Here is an 18,491-nt window from a genome sequence, read left to right as displayed (position 1 = left end):
AGTGACCGTATGTTAGAAGCGTTACAGCAAAGATTAAAACAGCAGCTTTTGCCTGCCTTGTTACTCGTTTTTGCGACACTTTGTTTTCAACATACGGTTTGGGCCGAGATTGCAACTGCAACGGATCAAAGTGATCTGGTGGTTGCAGGCAAAATTATTCAGGAACAGCAAAAGAATAAGCCCGCACCTTCGAATACTGAAACACCTGTATTGCCCAAAGTTGCTGATGATATGGTTGAAGGTGAATCCATACGTGGATTGCCGAGCTTAAATCAGCCCGTTATTGATCAGGCCAAGATATTGAGTGATGCTGAAATGCAGCAGCTCAATCAGAAAATCCTGAGTCTGTACCAACAAGGTAAGGCCCAAGTCGGTGTGATTATCGTGCCGACCACAGGACAAGAAGCCATCTTTGATTTTGCGCTCCGTGCTGGAGAAAAATGGCAACTGGGTTCAGCCAAACGTGATAACGGTTTACTGATGGCGATTGCGGTGAATGACCGTAATATCCAGATCTTGACCGGTTATGGTCTGGAAGGCGTACTGCCAGATTTAGTGCTTAGTCGCATTATTCGAAATCAGATCACACCTTATTTTAAACAAGGGCAATATGCTCAGGGCATTTCAGCGGGTTTAGAAGAAATCACCCGTATTGTGAATTTAGACCCTGAGATTGCCCAACAAGCCGCTCAAGAGTTGAAAGACCGTCATGAGCAGGCATTACATGTGCAACAAGCCAAAGACAATACCCTCACCATGGCTTTATTTATCCTGATTGCAGGTGTGGTCGGGTCGTTTATTGTGGGGAATCGTTTAAGTGCTTCAACGGCCGCCGTGGCAGCAACAGTCGCTGGCCTTGTGAATGGTGCAGGTCTGGTGATGAGCTTGTTGCTTGGTATCGGGATCTTCTTTTTATTAATTACTTCACTCGCGCAACTGATTTTCCAGATGTTCTTATCAGGTGGTGGCCGCGGAGGCGGTGGTGGTGGAGGTTTTGGCGGCAGCGGCGGTGGCTATAGTGGCGGCGGTGGTAGCTTTGGCGGGGGAGGAGCATCAGGCTCATGGTAACCAAGACAGATACAACACAGATTATTACCCAGCCTAAACTGGATGATCATGTGCAACCGAGTTTGAAACGTTGGTTTAAGCATTTCCTCTATGTCTCCTCGGCGCATCGTTATTTTAGCAAGCAAGACCGAACCGAGATTGCCAAAGCGGTACAGCAGGCAGAAAAAGGCCATGTAGGGGAAATACAGGTGGTGATCGAAGGGCATATCCCGTGTTCGCAAGCCTACCATCAGAATACCCGCTTACGGGCGCAGCAACTATTTGCTGAACTGGGTGTTTGGGATACTGAGCTGAATAGCGGTGTATTGCTGTATTTGAACTTGTGCGAGCGTAAAGTTGAAATCGTGATTGATCGTGGCTTAAAGAATGCCACTCAAACTGAAATCTGGAACGGGATTTGCCAAAGTATCGTGTTGTTGCTGGCTCAGAAGCAATATCTGCAAGCGGTGACCAACGGGGTTACCGAAATTGGACAGATTCTAGATCAGTATTATGTAAAATCAGATCTGAATGATCAAAATGAACTGCCAAATGAACCGATCATTTTAAATTAAGTTCGGTTTTTAATTTCTCATCAAAAATCAGGCTTGTTATTTTAGAAAAAATAAATTATTGTGCAGACAATTCTGTATATTTAAATTTCTAAATCGCAAGCTTTGAGATCAGCTTCCGATAAACGGCAAGATAAAATAAAAAATAATTGAAATAAATTTTGTGTGATTCAGGTCGCTCAATTTAAATACAATTCGAAAGTAGTCAAATTTGATATCTAAAAAAATGAATAATAAAGCAGTAAAGATGACGTTATTTGTCATTTTTTTTCTTAAAATGTCTAAATTGTTCTGCTTTTATCCAACATGAAAATTTTTTAAGTCCCTGTTTTTTTAGAGTAAAATTGGCTAAGCTAAGGACTGGCATAAAACATGCTAAATACTAAGTAGCTGAAAAAAGCTTATAAAAATATCCATTGGAGAAATGTTATGAAATCAATGCAAAAGGGTTTTACTCTTATCGAATTGATGATCGTTGTGGCGATCATTGGTATTTTGGCGGCGGTGGCATTACCTGCGTATCAAGATTATACCATCCGTGCCAAAATGGCAGAACCAGTTTTGGCAGGTTCAACTTGTCGTACAACTGTTACGGAGGTTTATCAATCTGCGACAGCTCTTCCAGCAGCAAATGCATGGGGGTGTGAAGTTGGGACCCCTCCTACATCATATACCCCAGAAGGTGCTACTGAACCTGTAACAGTAGAAGGTACTCCATCAACTAAATACACGGCTTTGGTTGAAACTTCTGCTGCTGGTGTTATTACGGTAACAACCACCGCTGCTACTGATTTAAAAAATGCAGCTCAAAAGACCTTCCAATTGACTCCATTAAATGCTGCTGGAACTGCTATGACAGCAAATGACTTAGGAAGTACAGTTAACTCATGGAGATGTGGTCCTGGTGGTAGTACTGCTATTGAGGCGAAATACTTACCTGGTTCTTGCCGCGGTAACTAATTAACACATAAGAAGAGACTGGTTTTTTCCAGTCTTTTTTTATAACTTAGTTTGTAAAAGATGGGGATATTGGTGAGAAAAGAATTATACGAATATCAGGATCTAATTTTTAAAATTAAAACGATTTCTGAAGCTAATGCGTTTGAAGATACAGATTTAGTGGTTGCTATAAAGTTTAAGGAGGAATTGTTAGAGTTTTATCATGCTCATTCCGAAACTGTTACGGATTTTAGAACTCAGAATGGGATTGAATTAGAGGATACATTATATAGAATTGCAAAATCTGAAATTGAATCGAAGTTCTTTGAGATAGTCAGCAAAAAATAATATGGTTGCGTATTTAAATGTCTAAACGCCTTAAATTTTTTCTAAGCCATTTATCTATTTCAGCAATGATTGCTTTAATTGTAGTTGGAGTTGTGTTTTTCATTTGGTATCCATCGCCATTGGCAAAAGCCGTCGGGGTGACACATATCTTTTTAATGATGCTGGCAATTGATGTCATTATTGGGCCACTACTAGGACTATTGGTTTACAAAGAAGGAAAGAAGTCCTTAAAAATGGACCTAGGTATTATTATCTTGATTCAGATAAGTGCATTAAGTTATGGCGTTTATAGTATTGCTCAGGGGCGTCCTGCATGGCTGGCTTATAATGTAGACCGCTTTGAGCTTGTGCGTAATAACGAGATTCTTACCGAAAAGATAGCTCAAGCAAGTCCTCAATATCAGCAACCTTCCTGGTTGAAGCCACAATTTGTCGGTGTTGAATTTGCAAAAGAAAGCTTAGCTCGGAAAGATGATATGTTTGCAGAAGTGCTTGGAGGAATTTCGATTGCTCAGAAGCCAGAACGCTATGTCCCATTAGAAAAAGTGAAAAACCAAATGCAGTTACATGCACAAAGTTTAGGGGAATTGAATTTGTTTAATAATAAAGTCGCAGTGCAAAAAACGTTAGCGAAGTATCCCCAAGCAACTGCCTTTGTCCCTCTAAAAGCCAATGCTGTTGATATGACCGTTCTTATAAACAAAGAAAAAGGCGAAGTGGTTAAGATCGTCGACTTACGTCCGTGGAAGTAAATTGTAGTTTTTATCTAATATTCGATTTTTATCTCGAGGCTTAACGATATAATTCGCTAGGCCTTTTTTCATGTATAACCTATGCAATTTTTATGCTTTTTACTTGCCAGCATCTTGTTTAGTTTTGCTTGGCTATCCCCAGTCCATACCTATCCATGGGTGACCTTTTCCAGTGAACTGGCAAGCTTTGGCGGTGGCGTGGCGTTACTGGCCCTGCTGTTCAATAAAAATGTAAAAATCCCGCGTCCTCAAATCTTGATGTTGGGTATAGCGTTTATTCCACTATGCCAGTGGGCTTTTGGTTTAATTACGGATTTTAGTACTGCATTCCTCAGCTTCGGTTACCTGTTTGTATTCTGGCTAATGATTATTGTGGGTTACAACTTAAGTCTGCAAGCAGAGCAACGTGACCGCATCATGCTGGGTGTGAGCTATCTATTGCTGAGTATGTCTTTCATCAGTGCAATTATGGCCATCGTGCAATGGTTAAATCTCGAAGCCTATATTGATGGAATTATACAGCTCAAAACCAGTCGCCCTTATGCCAACTTTGGACAACCGAATAATCTGGCAACCTTTTTAATTATGGGCTTGATGGGGAGCTTATATTTATATGAAAAAAGAAGGCTGACCTTATGGTTGTTAATCCCCGCGAGCTTGATCACACTATTTGCAATCACGCTGACTCAATCAAGAACCTCTTGGGTGGTCTGTATTTTCCTGTTCTTCTACTGGATTTATAAGCAATACAAAAACTCCCCTCGATTTAATTTTCCAAGATTATTGCTTTGGGTAGGGTTGTACTTTGTCATTGTAGGTTACTTATTGCCTGTTTTGACACAGCTTTTAAGCTCAAGTATCGATACGGGTGTAACTCAAACAGCGTCAATTGTGCAACGTGCAGGCTCGGGACATGAACGTCTTGGTATGTGGGTACAGATTTTACATGCAATCGCTGACAAGCCTTGGTTTGGTTATGGCTGGAGTCAAACCAGCATAGCGGTGGTCGAGAGCATTCAATTTAATACCGTACAAGTCTGGTATAACAGTGCGCATAATGTGTTGCTCGATTTACTGGTCTGGAACGGTGTGCCTCTGGGGTTGTTGATTATTGGCTATATCTCATTATGGTTATTCTGGCTCAATAAAAATGCCAAGGATATGACCTCGATCATTGCGATCTTGATGGTCTGTGCAATCCTGATTCATGCGATGCTTGAGTTTCCACAACGCTATGCATATTTCTTGTTGCCAATGGGTTTCTTGCTAGGACTTATTCAGGCGCAGACGCCGAAGTTAAAAGGAGTGACAGTCAATAAGAATGTCATTCGCTTTATTGGCATGTGTGCACTTGTGGTGGTATTGCTGATTTGGCGTGATTATAAGCTTTATCAGGACAATAGCCGTCTGGTCTTTAAAAACCAACAGCCGACAGCAGAAGTTCTGGGAAGTTCTAAAATTTTAGTTTTGACCCAGTTCCAGCAACGTCTTGACTGGATTGCGTTAAAGCCACAAGTAGAGATGTCTGAGGCGGATTTAAGACTGCTTGGGGAAATGGTGAAGAATAAAGCCACACCATACAACTTGAAGAAGTATGCGCAGTTATTGGCTTACAATCAAAAGTTAGAAGAAGCAGAGCAACAGCTTGTTGTGTTGAGACAGCTGTATAAACAAAAGGTGAGACTGGCAGACATCATCGAATTAAATAAAAAGGCGCAGATCAAAAAGTCTTAAGTTAGGCTTTTTGCAATAAAAAAACCAAAGCATTGCTTTGGTTTTTTTATTTGAGATAATTTTAAATCTGGCTTTGAATATAGTTTTCAATACCCACATTTTCAACCAGATCAAGTTGTGTATCGAGCCAGTCCCAATATTCTTCTTCTTTCTCAAGAATTTCCTGAACTAAATCACGGGTGACATAATCTTGTTCTGCTTCAGCAAGTTCAACGGCTTGCTTGATTGCTTCAATATTTTCTTTGACTTTGCGAATATCGCAGTTCAAGACTTCTTCGGTGTGTTGACCGATATAGAGTTTGCCTAAATGCTGTAGGTTCGGTAAACCTTCCAAAAATAAAATACGCTCGATAACTTTGTCTGCGTGTTTCATTTGACGGATCGATTCTTTGTATTCGGCTGAACCTAACTGCTCAATACCCCAATCATTAAACATACGAGAGTGTAAGAAATATTGGTTGATGGCGGTTAAATGGTGGTAAAGCACCTGATTCAGTTGGTTGATAACTTCACGATTGCCTTTCATTGCGTTTACTCCAAAAACACCAAGTGTTGATGCCCTAGTAGCTAAGGCAATTTATCTTATATTAATCAACAAATAATGTTCTGGCGAGTAATTTATAGAACGGCAAATGAAAATCACAATCATAAGAGGAGTATTTGAAACTCCGTAACATGGTTATAGAAATATGATTTTCATAAAAAAACCGCTGGATGAGGAACTTAAAAGTTCTGCAAGAAGCGGTGGAGTCGTAAAAGATACTTTACATGAATGCGTCGTTTTTAAATTAAATCAGGCTGCGATGGAGATGCGTGCTGCAATTTCAGCAAGCTCATCACTAATAATTGCGCGTGCTTCAGGTGCACAACGACCACAACACGTGCCTAAGTCGAGTAGGTCACGGATTTCACGATAGCTTTCAGCGCCGTTTGCAACAGCGTCTTTGATATCCTGATCTGTAATTCCACGACATAAACAGACATACATGGGAGTGATCCACAAATATAAATGCGATAATTGATATTATTGATAATTATTATCGTTTGTCAATGAATTTCATTCTAAGCGGTAGAAGATGTTTATTGGGAATTTGAATAAAAAAATACCGCTTTATCGGCGGTATTTTGAGTGTTTTTTATCTTATTGATAACTATAAGTTAAAAATATCTTATGGAATGATCACAATCCCATCCATTTCGACCAGTGCGCCTTTTGGCAGGCTGGCAACACCAAGTGCTGCACGTGCTGGGTAGGGTTGAGCAAAATATTCGCCCATAATCTGATTCACGAGTTGGAAGTGCGATAGATCAGTCAGAAAGATATTGAGTTTGGCAATGTCTGCCAAGCTACCGCCAGCAGCAGTACAGACTGCTTTCAGATTATCAAATACACGGCGGATTTGAGCTTCAATTCCTTCTACAAGTTCCATACTGTACGGATCTAAGCCAATCTGGCCTGATAGATAGAGCGTGTTGCCAACAAGAATTGCCTGAGAATATGTTCCGATAGCAGCAGGGGCGTGTTCAGTATGAATAACTTGACGTGACATTAAGCTCTCCTAAGTCCTATGTTTTCTCTTAAACAATGCGACTTTAACACAAAAGCACAGACACGAAAGGGCTGAATACTGTTTAGTCGCTGTTGTTTGAATTTATTCTTGAGTTTTTTATTGCGGTCGCATGCTTGTGATTGATGTTGCAGCCCTAACGTTGGCTTAATTCACTGTTTCAGCTTTGGTCACTTCAGGTTGTACGATTGGCATGTTCAGGCGTTCGATACGAGGGAAACCGAAGTGCATACGTAAGTCACGAATGATTTGTGCGATCTGATTACGGTTGCTGACGACGATGTTGACATAGGTTTTATGGTCTTGAGATTGAACCATTTCAACACCTGTTTTGGCTTTACGGCATTGATAGATCAGGTCGGAAATTTGTTCATCATTCATTTCCATATGAATGCATAGGTAGGCACTAAAGCGGACATCATCAATTTCTTCAGATTGCCAGTTGAGCGGCATAATATTTTCTGGATGTAGATGTTGTTCATGCAATAAATTACGACAACGTGAGCGATGCACGATTAAACCACGTCGTGATAAGTGCCCTTGAATTGGATCGCCCAAAACTGGGTTGCAACAATGTGCGTATTTTACATCGACGCCTTCTGTACCCACGATGAGGCGGTCAGAAGTTTCCTGATGCTGTGAATAGTCTTGAGAAAATAAATGATTTGCCACCAGTTGAGGTAGTAAATCACCCACCGCAATTTGTTCAAAAAGCGTATCTTTACTGCTGACATGGCGCCATTCCAGAACATTGATCCAGTCAGTTGGTGAAAGATCGTTGATCGAGCGCTGGAACAGTTTTAAGGCACGGTTTAGAGCTTGCTGGCCCACCAGGCGTTGTTCATCAATATCTTGTTCACGCAGCATGTTCTGTAAGGCACGACGGGCTTTTTGGGTGTTAATAAAGCTGAGCCAGTCCGGATTTGGTGTTGCAAGGACATCGGTAATGATCTCGACCACTTGTCCGCTATGCAACGGTGTCGATAAAGGACGGATTTCTCCATCTACTTTGGCGCCTACAGCATGGTTGCCTAAAAATAGGCTGGCTGAATAGGCAAAATCAACAACGGTTGCGCCTTGTGGTAATTCGTGCAATTGCCCGTGTGGGGTATACACCCAGATTTTTTCTTGGTGTAAATAATCGAGTAAGTCGCTAAACGTCGTTTTAGCGCAACCACTATCGATCAATGTATTCAGATTCTGCATCGATGCTTGGATCGCAGAGCGGCAGGCCTGTGGCGCATTTTCCCCAAGGACAACCCCGAAACGCGCAGCTTTACGCATCAGTTCGGTTTGAATGGTCAAGGAAAGCGTGGTTTTCTCACCTTTCAGCTTGATCATTAAAGACTGGTTGCCCCCAGGGAGAGGACGACGAATATGATCGCTATATTGTAAAACCTGAAAATTATCTTTGAGTGCATCCACTAGACGGTCACAGTCAGCGATGCTTTGTAAAATAATTTCAAAGGCATGGCTGTGGCTGAGTTCATTCAGGTCGATTTCATTTTTAACAAAGTGGCGGAGTAATTCGATATTGTTATTTTTCTTTTTAATACGACCTTTTAAGTCATGGTTTTTTAACAGGTCAGTCAGTTTCTGTTCCCAAATCGCCTGATATTCACAACGTTTTGGTTTGGTTTCTAATAATGCGGTTTGCACATCATTAAACATATCCAGATCAAGATTTTGATAGCAGAGATGTTCAAGGTTGTCTGCCATTTCATTCATACCGACCAGACGCGCCATCGGTACAAAAATATCAAAAGTTTCCTGCGCAATACGCGCGCGTTTATCGGGACGGAGCGCGCCCAAGGTGGTCATATTATGATAGCGGTCTGCCAGTTTAATAATAATGACACGTGGGTCTTGTAGCGTTGCTTGCAGAATTTTTCGGAATGATGCGGCTTTGTTATATTCTTTATCGCTGGAATGGCTGAGTTTGGTGACACCATCGACTAGCTCGGCAACCACCAGACCATATTTTTGTCCGATTTCATCTTTGGTAAATTCAGTATCTTCAATTACGTCATGCAGTAAAGCTGCCATGAGGGTATCTGCATCCAGACGCATATGTGCGAGGATACAACTGACCGCAATCGGGTGTAATACATAGGGTTCACCGCTTTTACGGGTAATACCGCTATGGGCTAAATCAGCAAAATCGCAGGCAGCAAGCACACGTTGAACGTCGCTATCCTTGAGATAGGCTTCAATGATGACTTTGAGCTGTTGCTTGGCTTGGCTGACTTCTTCGCCTGGCATATAACACCTTTTTAACATGAATTCAGTAATGAATAAGCTTATCTTCTAATGAAAAGCAAATTGCAAAGCTTGTCAATTTGTTCATTATAAAAACTCGTAAATTTTTTCAATGAAGTATATTGTTTTTACCAATATAACGCTGAATTTTACAACAAACAAAAAAGCCCAGTGTCTTCACAATGGGCTTTTCAGCAAAGCAAATTCGATTTAGAAAGTGAAACCTTCTAAGTTTAATGAATTTGTTGACAATACCATATCAAGATTTGATGTTTGGTAGTCTTGGTCGCGTTGTTTTAAAATTTCTTTAGTGACATGACCTACCGCAATCTCGCGTAATGCAACCACTGTCGGTTTGTCATTATCCCACTCTACAGTTGGTTCCATACCTTGACGTGCCAATTGACGTGCACGTTTACTCGCTACCAGTACCAACTCGAAGCGGTTATCTACATGGTCTAAACAATCTTCAACGGTTACACGTGCCATAAGTTGTCTCGTCTGAACATCACATTTGAAAGACTGAGTAGTATAAAAGGCTTTTATACAAGACTCAAGTTATTCGCGATTAAGGGTAATCAAGTTTTCGATTAATTGCTGGTGGCGGTTGCTTTGTTGCAAGGTTACCAAACGGTTTGCGGTAATAATCGCTTCTAGGTCATGCACTGCCTTGTTGAAATCATCATTGATAATGACATAGTCAAAACTGGCAAAATGACGCATATCTTCCACGGCACAACTCAAGCGATGCTCGATCACGTCGACAGAATCTGTACCACGGTTCGACAGGCGTTGTCTTAAGTCATACTGGGTTGGAGGGAGAATAAAGATCTGTTTTGATTCAGGAAAAAGTCGACGAACCTGTTCAGCACCTTGCCAGTCAATTTCAAGTAAAACATCGTGACCTTGCTGGAGTTGTTCTTTTACTTTGGCTTGCGAAGTACCGTAATAGTTTCCAAATACTTCTGCGTATTCGATGAAACCACCTTCATCGACTTGTGCTAAAAAACTTTCTTTACTGGTAAAATGATAGTGAACACCATCAAGTTCACCAGGACGCTGACCGCGTGTAGTGTGTGAGACAGAAACGTGTAGGTTGCTGACTCGATCGAGTAGGGCTTTGACCAAAGATGTTTTGCCCGTTCCTGAGGCTGCAGAAACGACAAACAAGAGACCCGACATGATATTTTTCCTGAATATGATAAAATATCTTGGCTATTGTAGTGTAGCGTGCCATTAAACGAAATAGTTTGGCGTAAAAATTCAGTTCATCAGAGAGGTTGTTATGGAAATCGTGTTGGCCAATCCACGAGGCTTTTGTGCTGGTGTTGACCGTGCTATAGCAATCGTCAATCGGGCACTGGAATGTTTTAATCCGCCAATTTATGTCCGTCATGAAGTGGTACACAACAAATTTGTGGTTGATGACTTACGTCAGCGTGGAGCCGTTTTTGTTGATGAGCTAGATCAGGTTCCTGATGATTCTATTGTGATTTTTAGTGCGCATGGTGTATCTAAAGCGGTACAGCAAGAAGCTGATCGCCGTGGTTTAAAAGTATTTGATGCAACCTGTCCGTTGGTCACCAAAGTGCATATCGAAGTGACTAAATATGCACGTGAAGGAACTGAAGCGATTCTGATTGGGCATGAAGGCCATCCAGAAGTTGAAGGCACAATGGGCCAGTATGATAAAACCAAAGGTGGCGCAATTTATCTAGTCGAAGACGAAGAAGATGTTGAGGCTTTAACGGTTAATCATCCAGATAAAGTGGCTTTTGTTACTCAAACCACGCTTTCAATTGATGATACAGCGAAAGTGATTGATGCGTTACGGGCGAAATTTCCTCAAATTCAAGGTCCGCGTAAAGATGATATTTGCTATGCCACACAAAACCGTCAGGATGCAGTACGTGATCTTGCTGAGCAGTGTGATGTAGTATTGGTGGTCGGTTCGCCAAACTCATCAAATTCAAACCGTTTACGTGAACTGGCTGAGCGTATGGGTAAATCTGCTTATCTGGTCGATAATGCAGATCAGTTGCAAAAAGACTGGTTTAAAGCGGATAGTAAAATTGGTGTGACTGCGGGCGCATCTGCACCTGAAATTTTAATTAAACAAGTGATCCAGCGTTTACAAGATTGGGGTGCAACACCACCAAAAGAGTTACAAGGACGTGAGGAAAATATCACTTTTAGTCTACCAAAAGAGTTGCGTATACAGGTGATACAAGCCTAATTTTATTAGAAAAATGTGAACTGGAAACGGATGGATGACACTCCATCCGTTTTTTTTGCTGCTTATCTGCTTTGTATTGGTTCTGTAAAAATAAAAATTAAGATAGAGTAGTGAATTTTTAAAAATTAGGTGCTGGGGAAATGGGGAAAACTCGGGGATTCACCTTAATTGAATTGATGGTGACAATTGCGGTGTTGGCTGTGATTGCGATGATGGCGGCGCCTTCATTTGGCAATCTCATTGCAAGAAAGCAGTTAGATACAACCGCTAAAGATTTTGCTCTGGTTTTTGGGGAAACAAGAGGTCAAGCCATTTCATTGGGTAAAGATATTACACTTAAATTGACTTGTCCGATCGAAACGAATACTGCAAATGGCCAAACAGAGGTCATTTGTCCAGTAAATAATTCAACCACTTTGTATTGGGTTTCTCCTAAGGATGAAATTGTACTGACAAGTGATGCTGTAGATGTTGTATTTTCAGGGTTAGGTATAGCACAAAGCCGCACCAATGGCGAGATGATTAATAATCCTAATTATGATCCAGATAAAGTGTCTACTAAACAAGATGGTACAACAATTGTTGGGGATACACTGTCATTGCTTGAACCCGATAAAAGTCTTAACCCTAGTAAAATTCCTAAAACGATTCCTTTGGAATTTACTCTATGTAATACGCAATTAGGTGAAAGTCGAACAATTTTGGTCTCTAAAAATGGAACAGTAGACGGGATTTATTCGGGGACCTGCCAATGATGATTAGAAATAGACAGCATGGTGTTGGTTTAATTGAAGTTTTGGTCGCACTGGTAATACTCGCATTAGGTGTTTTAGGCTTTTCTGCATTACAGCTCAGAGCATTAGATGCTGCTCAAGAGGCAACAGAGCAGACAGTTGCAATGAATATGGCGAGAGACTTAGCAGAGCGAATGCGTATTAATCGAACAGCTTTGCTTGAATATAAAACAGTAATTAATTCGGATGCAGATGCATTTACAGATTGTGTGGGCACAACTAGCTTAGAGGATATTTCTAATAATGTAAAAGAAGTACCTAAATGTAATGCTGAAAATATGGCTAAGCATGATGCAACAGAAATTCTGCAAAAAGCACACGATCAGGGGCAAACGATAATAATTGATGATTGTGTGAAAAGTTCTTTAAATTGTATTTATGTTGCGTGGGGGAAAACAGTTATTGCTGAAAATAATATTAGTCAATGTGTTGATATAACAACAGGTGTCTATCTTGCTGGTACCAAGTGTTTAGTGATGGAGACATTCTAAAATGAGCTGTCATTTAACAAAACAAAAAGGATTTACATTAATAGAGTTAATGATTGCATTAACTTTGGGACTTTTAATTACCGCGATTGCTATACAGCTTTTTCTAACAAGCCAGCGTAGTGCTACCGCTCAACAGGGGATGATGAATCTTCAAAATTCAACGCTTTTTGGTTTGGGGTCGGTAATTAATAATATACGTTTAGCTAACTTAAATGCCTCAAAGCCGATTATCAATGATAAGACGTTATTTGGAGGAGTTGTTTTATCTAAAAATAATATTTCAGATGATAATTCTGAATTTAGCATAAATGAGAATTTATTGACGAGAGGGGCAATAGGTGCAACAAATCTTGATATTAAAGATTCAGAAGAAAAAGTTTTGGGAAGTGATCAGCTCGTAATTCAATACCGGGTCAATACACCCAATCAGTTTGACTGTGAGGGGACAGGTTTAACCCTCAGTGATTATGTTGTAGAGCGTTATTTTCTACGTTCAGATTCGAATCGTAGTAATGATCCTAATCAACCCCTTGCTTTAGCGTGTAAGGCAGCGCGTTACACAGAAGCATCAGCAAAAACAAATACCACTTTAAATTTAGCTGGAAATGGGGAAATTATCATACCAAGAGTTGATCATTTAAGTGTTCGCTTTGGAGTTGCATATGATGGAGCAAATGCAACGTGTAATAGTGTTACAACAACTAGTGGTAAAGCTCCTGCTGCAACTGAGAAAAATATTGAGCCAGATACTCGTTTAGATTGTTTTAGCTATATGAGTATAGAGGATTATCGTGCTTTAGAAGGGGAGAAACCCCAGATTGTTTCAATACAATTTGGTTTGTTAGTCCGTTCTACAGATACTGTAGGGCATAATCAATTCTTTGATGCTAAACATAAATATAAAGTTCTGGGTATTGACGCGCCTTTAAAGGATCATGCTCGAAATCAATTGTATTTGCGGACAGTCGTTACGCAAACCATTGCAATTCGTAATGGTTTTGGGGTCGAGTGAGAATAGATATGCGTAATCAAATACCAAAAAAAGCCCAGCAGGGTTCGATCTTGATCGTTGTGCTTATTATGTTGGTTCTTTTAACCATAGTTGGCACATGGGCAATACGTGGCAGTATCACCTCTTTAAAAATTGCCACTAACGCACAAGCGCAGGCTTTGCTCAAGCAAACCAGTGATTCAGTATTTTTTACACTCGAAAATAAGACTGATGATGAGCTGGATTTTGCCAATATGCGGATTGGGGACGGCATGTTGAATTACACCCTACGCCCAGAAAATAAAGGTAAAGAACTTGTGTTTTGTATTCGTGGAACATCGGCGGACAATTTTGAAGGTAGTCGTATAGCAAGCGTAATCTATTGGCAAGGATCAACCATTAAAAATACAGAAATGGGACAAAATGGCTTTTGTAAAGTGAGCCGAATTACGGACTTTTTGAGTGGACGTAATGCGGTCATGACCCAAGTCTCTGTACGTGCCGCAGATAATAGTCGGGATTGGGAGCATATGATGGAGGGGGATGATAAAGAAAGCTCAAAAAGTACAGGAATTCAAAAAGTTGTCATTACTGCGACTTCAATTTTACCAAATTTAAGTGATCGACCAAGATCAGAAATTGATACCTGTTTAACGAATTACACCAGTTTTTGGGACGAAAATGCGGACAAGGATACGGTAACAGACTGTTTATCAAAAAAGAATGTTCCATATAGTACACAGGAAATGGAATATACCATCAAAACACTGCGTGCATCTTAGGAGAAAGAATTATGAAAAAGTTAAAAATGAAAATAGTTCGCCATAATGATGTACAGATCGGAGTGCAGCAAAGTGACTGGTTAAATAAGTTTAAGGTGAGTGCAATAACAGCAACAATGACTTCTTTGATTTGTACAAGTGTAGTTAGTCATGCGGCCGATTCAGAGATTTATATCGCAGGCCAGCAAAACAATTCTACTGGTACTGTTGTCATGATGTTAGATACATCAGGGAGTATGGACTCTAGTAATAGTAATGTTGGTTCTGATGCTTGTGATTTACCTAGTAATCTAACCTCGGATATCGTAGTAATAGGTGAACTTACATCTGAAGGATACACTAGGAACTACTGTCATGTGGGGGCAAGATATTATTATCGTAGTAATAAGAGCCAAACAAGTTGGTGGAGCTGTGGTAAAAGTGGTCGTTCAGAAAATGATGCCAATATTAATAATTGTAGTACATCAAGTAAGCGACCAACAGATTTGAGTAATTATGACCGAATTACAAGTAGAAGTAGCCAAAATGATTATTATCTTAAACGGAGTGAGGGAAGTAGGTATTATGATCGTATTAGTCGATTAAAAGAAGCTTTGTATAAATTAGCAATGGCCCCTGTTTATAATGAAATCACAAATCCTGCAGGTATTAAAAAAGATGTAAAAATTGGTATTGGGACTTTCCCATATTATGAAGTAGATCGTTGGGGGAATATGGTAGAAAATAATAAAAGAGGCTATATGCGAATACCCGCCGATAAATGGGGAGAGGTGGGGTCAGAGCAGCGGACTAAGGTTTTAAATTTAATTAAAAGAACTGATTTTAAAGGAACAGGAGGTACACCAACCTCAGCTGCGTATGCAGAAGCAGCAGCCTATCTTTTGGGAACAACGACTGGTGGGGGGAGCTATAGTGGGATTAATATCTCTAAATTAACTGATGAAAGTCTTGTCTCAGGCTCCAACTATGTAACGCCATTAAATAAATCCTCCGACGTAGCTGAATGTAGTGGGCAAGGGATTTATTTTCTTACAGATGGTCAACCACAATCTCCTGAATATACACCTAATAATGTATTAATGGGTAAGGCTTTAGGGCTTGATGATTATAATAATAGCTCGAGCTTATCGGGTGGAGCGAATAACTCTGGAAGTTATAGATCATTTTGGGGACAAATAGGTGCATTTGCGAAATCACTAAATAATCCAAGTGTGATTAAAAAGGCTTTAGGCGTACAGGATGATAAACGTAAAGTACTTACTGCAGTCGTTGGGTTCGGTTCTGTATTTGATGGCTCATATAATGACATGAACCAAGATGCTAAAAATGCGCATGACTGGGGGCAATTAGAAGAAGATGGTGGCGAATATGGTTTAGGAGGATTTATCGCTGCTAAAGACTCCGAGGAAATTGTAAAAAGTCTTAATGCATTTATTGACAAGGTTGGTGGTTCAATTCCTAGTATTAGTACTGGTTCTTCAACAATTCCCATGGATGCATTGAATCCAGAAATTATTCAGCCATTTGCATATTTTCCACAGTTTGAGCCAAAAGTTAAGCCTGAAGATACGCAACAGCTTTGGTTTGGTAACCTTAAAAAATACTATGTGGTCAATAACGGGGTATATGCGAGTGAAAGTGGTGATGCAAGTACTGTTGTTTTGAAAAGTACTTTACAGGATCTGCGGGATATATGGGGGGCTGCAAGTACATCTTATCCTTCAGATACACCTATTTATGAAAAATATGGTGCATTAAGTAAGTTAAAGTTAGGTACGGAGACCATTACTGATGGAGAAGATTCAATCACAACCGCTGGGCGTAAAGTATTTACGGATTATGTTTTCGATGGTACAAAAAGTGCAAACCAGCAAATTAGTCGTAATTTTGATTTAAATCGTATTGATTACACCTATACAACTGATGCAAAAACTAAAAATGATGAAGCTCCTCGTGTAAGAGGCTTAATGTCATTATTGGGCTATAACATCCCAACAGCAACTGCGACCAATGGTCTAAATTTATCTACGATGACTGCTTCATTACGCCAAATGGGCAGTATCTATCATTCATTACCAGTATTATTAACTCAAGAGGGCAAGGCTGAAGCAACTCGAGATGCTACAGGGAAAATCCATATCGGCACAACTGGACGTGAAGATTATGTCATGTTTGGAACAACACAAGGATTATTGAGTGTTGTTGATGCAGAAACAGGTATAGAAAAGTTTAGCTTTGTACCGACAGAAATGATTGAGAAACAGGCTGAAACATTTAGATCAAATGCAGGTAATTTAACTGGCGGTAAAAACTCCCTTTATTATGGATTGGACGGGGAGTGGGCTGCACATACGGTATATGTGACTAAGCCAAACGGAACATTAACCGTAAAAGAAGCTGTTCGTAATGCAATTGGTTCCTCAGAAGATAAGGAAAACTTCAAAGGTAAACAATGGGTATATGGCGGTATGCGCATGGGGGGGCGTAGCTATTACGCATTAGATTTGACTGATATTGAAAATCCTGCCCTTAAATTTCATATCGATCCAAGCACTGGTAAGGTCTACTCGAAAGCTCATCCTGAAGGCAAAGCATTTTCTGCAATTGGGAACATGGGGCAAAGTTGGTCTAAACCAAAACTTGACTATGTCAATTGGAAAGGTCAACGTAAACTGGTGATGTTTGTCGGTGGGGGCTACGATGCTGGTGGCGATCACGGTGACGGATTATGGTCGAATGGTATTCGAACAGGTTATGCTGGCTATGAACAATATAACTACGAGCAAGAAAATCAAAGGGGTTCAGGCGTATACATGTTTGATGCCGATAGTGGTGACTTACTTTGGTATGCCAATACGACTGTTGATTCAGAAGAGTCAACCTCGACTCCAGAAGATGGAGGCTCTTCTACTGTAGAGGCTATTCCACATATTTCTCACAATGATTTGAAATATAGTGTTGTTAGTGAAATTAAAACTGTCGATCGTAATAATGATGGTATGGTTGACCATATCTATTTTGGTGATCTAGCTGGACAGGCATTCCGTGTAGATTTTTCAAGAAATACTGACAAGTTCAATAGTCAAATTACGAAAATACTTGATTTGCATCAAGCTGATGGTACAAGCCCGCGTTTTTATTATTCTCCAGTCTTTACAGCACATCATAGTTCAGATCAGCTTGAGGGAGCGAATGTAGTTGTTGTAAGTTTTATTTCAGGAAATAAAAGTTCACCACTTTTGGCGACAAGTGACTCTCCTGTAACTACGGGTAAGCGTGATTCTTCAGGATTACAGTATGATGGTGTTTATGCTGTCTATGATTATGATATTCATCCTAATGGACAGTTTTATCCTGATTCTAATATCTCTGCCCGGACTTTGGCAGCAACGACAGATATGACAGCAGCAACAACCAAGCTTATGTATATAGGTTATGAGAACTTGGTACGTAAAGATCAGGCTAATGGCAATAATCGAACGAGAGTAACCGGCGCAGTAGCAAACTCCACAACAGGCTGGGGTGGATGGTATTTTCGATTTGATAAAAAGTTTAGTGCAACAGGACGTGATCATCTTGATGCTGATGAAAGTGTAATCAAAGGTTTAACTCCATTAATAGCGATGGAGGGGAATTTGTATGTCACGATGTATGATGCTTCAGAAGATGGAACTTCTTCGAACTGTGGGGCTGGAGTCAAAGGACAAAGTTTTACACAACGCATATGTTTACCAACAGGGGTCTGTGCTGAGGATGCCAACTATAGCTATAACCTTGGTGCGGGTATTGTGAGTTTAAATGTCGGCTCAGTCAGCGGGGGAAATACGAAGTCAATTGTAGTACCTGATCCTGATGATATTGGAAAAGGTTGTGTGGGTGAAAACTGTAAAGATGGCATCAAATTTATTGAAGCTGGCGGTTCAATGCGGTTTATCCCAAATCGATGGTATGAGCGTTACGCAAAAAAATAGGTGAGAT

The 18,491-nt window shown here is 40.3% G+C and carries 18 protein-coding genes; 12 read left to right on the top strand and 6 right to left on the bottom strand.

Features of this window, described 5'->3' with window-relative positions:
* Positions 1 to 9: 9 nt before the first annotated feature.
* From EC846_RS12410 to EC846_RS12385, 6 genes are all read left to right on the top strand, one after another.
* Entirely contained in the window at positions 10 to 1,068 is a 1,059-nt protein-coding gene (locus EC846_RS12410; RefSeq protein WP_123775337.1) for a TPM domain-containing protein, read from the top strand.
* Entirely contained in the window at positions 1,062 to 1,622 is a 561-nt protein-coding gene (locus tag EC846_RS12405) for a TPM domain-containing protein (protein ID WP_123775336.1), read from the top strand. The genes EC846_RS12410 and EC846_RS12405 overlap by 7 nt, the downstream gene beginning before the upstream one ends.
* A gap of 435 nt (positions 1,623 to 2,057) precedes the next feature.
* Positions 2,058 to 2,579 (top strand): pilin, encoded by a 522-nt coding sequence (locus tag EC846_RS12400; RefSeq protein WP_416332319.1) that lies wholly within the window; start codon positions 2,058 to 2,060, stop codon positions 2,577 to 2,579.
* A 72-nt stretch (positions 2,580 to 2,651) separates the two neighbouring features.
* Entirely contained in the window at positions 2,652 to 2,906 is a 255-nt protein-coding gene (locus tag EC846_RS12395; RefSeq protein ID WP_123775334.1) for a hypothetical protein, read from the top strand.
* 17 nt (positions 2,907 to 2,923) lie between these two features.
* Positions 2,924 to 3,658 (top strand): TfpX/TfpZ family type IV pilin accessory protein, encoded by a 735-nt coding sequence (gene tfpZ / locus EC846_RS12390; protein ID WP_123775333.1) that lies wholly within the window; start codon positions 2,924 to 2,926, stop codon positions 3,656 to 3,658.
* 81 nt (positions 3,659 to 3,739) lie between these two features.
* Entirely contained in the window at positions 3,740 to 5,392 is a 1,653-nt protein-coding gene (locus tag EC846_RS12385; protein ID WP_123775332.1) for a PglL family O-oligosaccharyltransferase, read from the top strand.
* A gap of 61 nt (positions 5,393 to 5,453) precedes the next feature.
* Here the strand turns inward: EC846_RS12385 and bfr are convergent, their stop codons facing one another.
* The 6 genes from bfr to gmk form a co-directional block, all read right to left on the bottom strand.
* The gene (gene bfr / locus EC846_RS12380; RefSeq protein WP_004657459.1) at positions 5,454 to 5,918 is read right to left on the bottom strand and encodes a heteropolymeric bacterioferritin subunit Bfr; all 465 of its coding nucleotides are present in this window, start codon (positions 5,916 to 5,918) and stop codon (positions 5,454 to 5,456) included.
* 267 nt (positions 5,919 to 6,185) lie between these two features.
* Positions 6,186 to 6,380: a bacterioferritin-associated ferredoxin gene (locus EC846_RS12375; RefSeq protein ID WP_004776027.1), complete on the bottom strand. Its 195-nt coding sequence runs from the start codon at positions 6,378 to 6,380 to the stop codon at positions 6,186 to 6,188.
* Between the two features lie 181 nt (positions 6,381 to 6,561).
* The gene (locus EC846_RS12370) at positions 6,562 to 6,942 is read right to left on the bottom strand and encodes a RidA family protein (protein ID WP_004657462.1); all 381 of its coding nucleotides are present in this window, start codon (positions 6,940 to 6,942) and stop codon (positions 6,562 to 6,564) included.
* Between the two features lie 165 nt (positions 6,943 to 7,107).
* A complete protein-coding gene (locus EC846_RS12365; protein ID WP_004776025.1) occupies positions 7,108 to 9,222 on the bottom strand; it encodes a RelA/SpoT family protein in 2,115 nt (704 codons plus the stop codon).
* Positions 9,223 to 9,429: 207 nt separating this feature from the next.
* Positions 9,430 to 9,708, bottom strand: a complete 279-nt coding sequence (rpoZ, locus tag EC846_RS12360) for a DNA-directed RNA polymerase subunit omega (RefSeq protein WP_004657467.1) — start codon at positions 9,706 to 9,708, stop codon at positions 9,430 to 9,432.
* A 69-nt stretch (positions 9,709 to 9,777) separates the two neighbouring features.
* Positions 9,778 to 10,401, bottom strand: a complete 624-nt coding sequence (gmk, locus tag EC846_RS12355) for a guanylate kinase (protein WP_004776023.1) — start codon at positions 10,399 to 10,401, stop codon at positions 9,778 to 9,780.
* 103 nt (positions 10,402 to 10,504) lie between these two features.
* On the opposite strand from gmk, the gene ispH reads away from it, so the two are divergent.
* From ispH to EC846_RS12325, 6 genes are all read left to right on the top strand, one after another.
* A complete protein-coding gene (gene ispH, locus EC846_RS12350) occupies positions 10,505 to 11,455 on the top strand; it encodes a 4-hydroxy-3-methylbut-2-enyl diphosphate reductase (protein WP_123775331.1) in 951 nt (316 codons plus the stop codon).
* Between the two features lie 140 nt (positions 11,456 to 11,595).
* A complete protein-coding gene (locus tag EC846_RS12345) occupies positions 11,596 to 12,210 on the top strand; it encodes a pilus assembly FimT family protein (protein WP_123775330.1) in 615 nt (204 codons plus the stop codon).
* Entirely contained in the window at positions 12,207 to 12,740 is a 534-nt protein-coding gene (gene pilV, locus EC846_RS12340; RefSeq protein ID WP_123775329.1) for a type IV pilus modification protein PilV, read from the top strand. The genes EC846_RS12345 and pilV overlap by 4 nt, the downstream gene beginning before the upstream one ends.
* Position 12,741: 1 nt before the next feature.
* Positions 12,742 to 13,752 (top strand): PilW family protein, encoded by a 1,011-nt coding sequence (locus tag EC846_RS12335; RefSeq protein WP_123775328.1) that lies wholly within the window; start codon positions 12,742 to 12,744, stop codon positions 13,750 to 13,752.
* 8 nt (positions 13,753 to 13,760) lie between these two features.
* The gene (locus EC846_RS12330; RefSeq protein WP_123775327.1) at positions 13,761 to 14,513 is read left to right on the top strand and encodes a pilus assembly PilX family protein; all 753 of its coding nucleotides are present in this window, start codon (positions 13,761 to 13,763) and stop codon (positions 14,511 to 14,513) included.
* Between the two features lie 11 nt (positions 14,514 to 14,524).
* Positions 14,525 to 18,484, top strand: coding sequence for a hypothetical protein (locus EC846_RS12325; protein ID WP_171410026.1), 3,960 nt, complete (start codon positions 14,525 to 14,527; stop codon positions 18,482 to 18,484).
* Positions 18,485 to 18,491: the final 7 nt, after the last annotated feature.

Origin of the sequence: Acinetobacter sp. BIGb0102, assembly GCF_003815055.1 — a bacterium.
Taxonomy (GTDB): Bacteria; Pseudomonadota; Gammaproteobacteria; order Pseudomonadales; family Moraxellaceae; genus Acinetobacter; species Acinetobacter vivianii.
The sequence above is the reverse complement of the archived record's forward strand: the minus strand, read 5'-3'. Positions and strand labels throughout refer to the sequence as shown.

Bases quoted from the DNA above. Each gene is read 5' to 3' on its own strand.
- EC846_RS12345 (WP_123775330.1), top strand. From the start codon at position 11,596: ATGGGGAAAACTCGGGGATTCACCTTAATTGAATTGATGGTGACAATT.
- pilV (WP_123775329.1), top strand. From the start codon at position 12,207: ATGATGATTAGAAATAGACAGCATGGTGTTGGTTTAATTGAAGTTTTG.
- tfpZ (WP_123775333.1), top strand. From the start codon at position 2,924: ATGTCTAAACGCCTTAAATTTTTTCTAAGCCATTTATCTATTTCAGCA.
- EC846_RS12325 (WP_171410026.1), top strand. From the start codon at position 14,525: ATGAAAAAGTTAAAAATGAAAATAGTTCGCCATAATGATGTACAGATC.
- ispH (WP_123775331.1), top strand. From the start codon at position 10,505: ATGGAAATCGTGTTGGCCAATCCACGAGGCTTTTGTGCTGGTGTTGAC.
- gmk (WP_004776023.1), bottom strand. From the start codon at position 10,401: ATGTCGGGTCTCTTGTTTGTCGTTTCTGCAGCCTCAGGAACGGGCAAA.
- EC846_RS12335 (WP_123775328.1), top strand. From the start codon at position 12,742: ATGAGCTGTCATTTAACAAAACAAAAAGGATTTACATTAATAGAGTTA.
- rpoZ (WP_004657467.1), bottom strand. From the start codon at position 9,708: ATGGCACGTGTAACCGTTGAAGATTGTTTAGACCATGTAGATAACCGC.
- EC846_RS12370 (WP_004657462.1), bottom strand. From the start codon at position 6,942: ATGTCACGTCAAGTTATTCATACTGAACACGCCCCTGCTGCTATCGGA.
- bfr (WP_004657459.1), bottom strand. From the start codon at position 5,918: ATGAAAGGCAATCGTGAAGTTATCAACCAACTGAATCAGGTGCTTTAC.
- EC846_RS12385 (WP_123775332.1), top strand. From the start codon at position 3,740: ATGCAATTTTTATGCTTTTTACTTGCCAGCATCTTGTTTAGTTTTGCT.
- EC846_RS12365 (WP_004776025.1), bottom strand. From the start codon at position 9,222: ATGCCAGGCGAAGAAGTCAGCCAAGCCAAGCAACAGCTCAAAGTCATC.
- EC846_RS12330 (WP_123775327.1), top strand. From the start codon at position 13,761: ATGCGTAATCAAATACCAAAAAAAGCCCAGCAGGGTTCGATCTTGATC.
- EC846_RS12375 (WP_004776027.1), bottom strand. From the start codon at position 6,380: ATGTATGTCTGTTTATGTCGTGGAATTACAGATCAGGATATCAAAGAC.
- EC846_RS12405 (WP_123775336.1), top strand. From the start codon at position 1,062: ATGGTAACCAAGACAGATACAACACAGATTATTACCCAGCCTAAACTG.
- EC846_RS12400 (WP_416332319.1), top strand. From the start codon at position 2,058: ATGCAAAAGGGTTTTACTCTTATCGAATTGATGATCGTTGTGGCGATC.
- EC846_RS12410 (WP_123775337.1), top strand. From the start codon at position 10: ATGTTAGAAGCGTTACAGCAAAGATTAAAACAGCAGCTTTTGCCTGCC.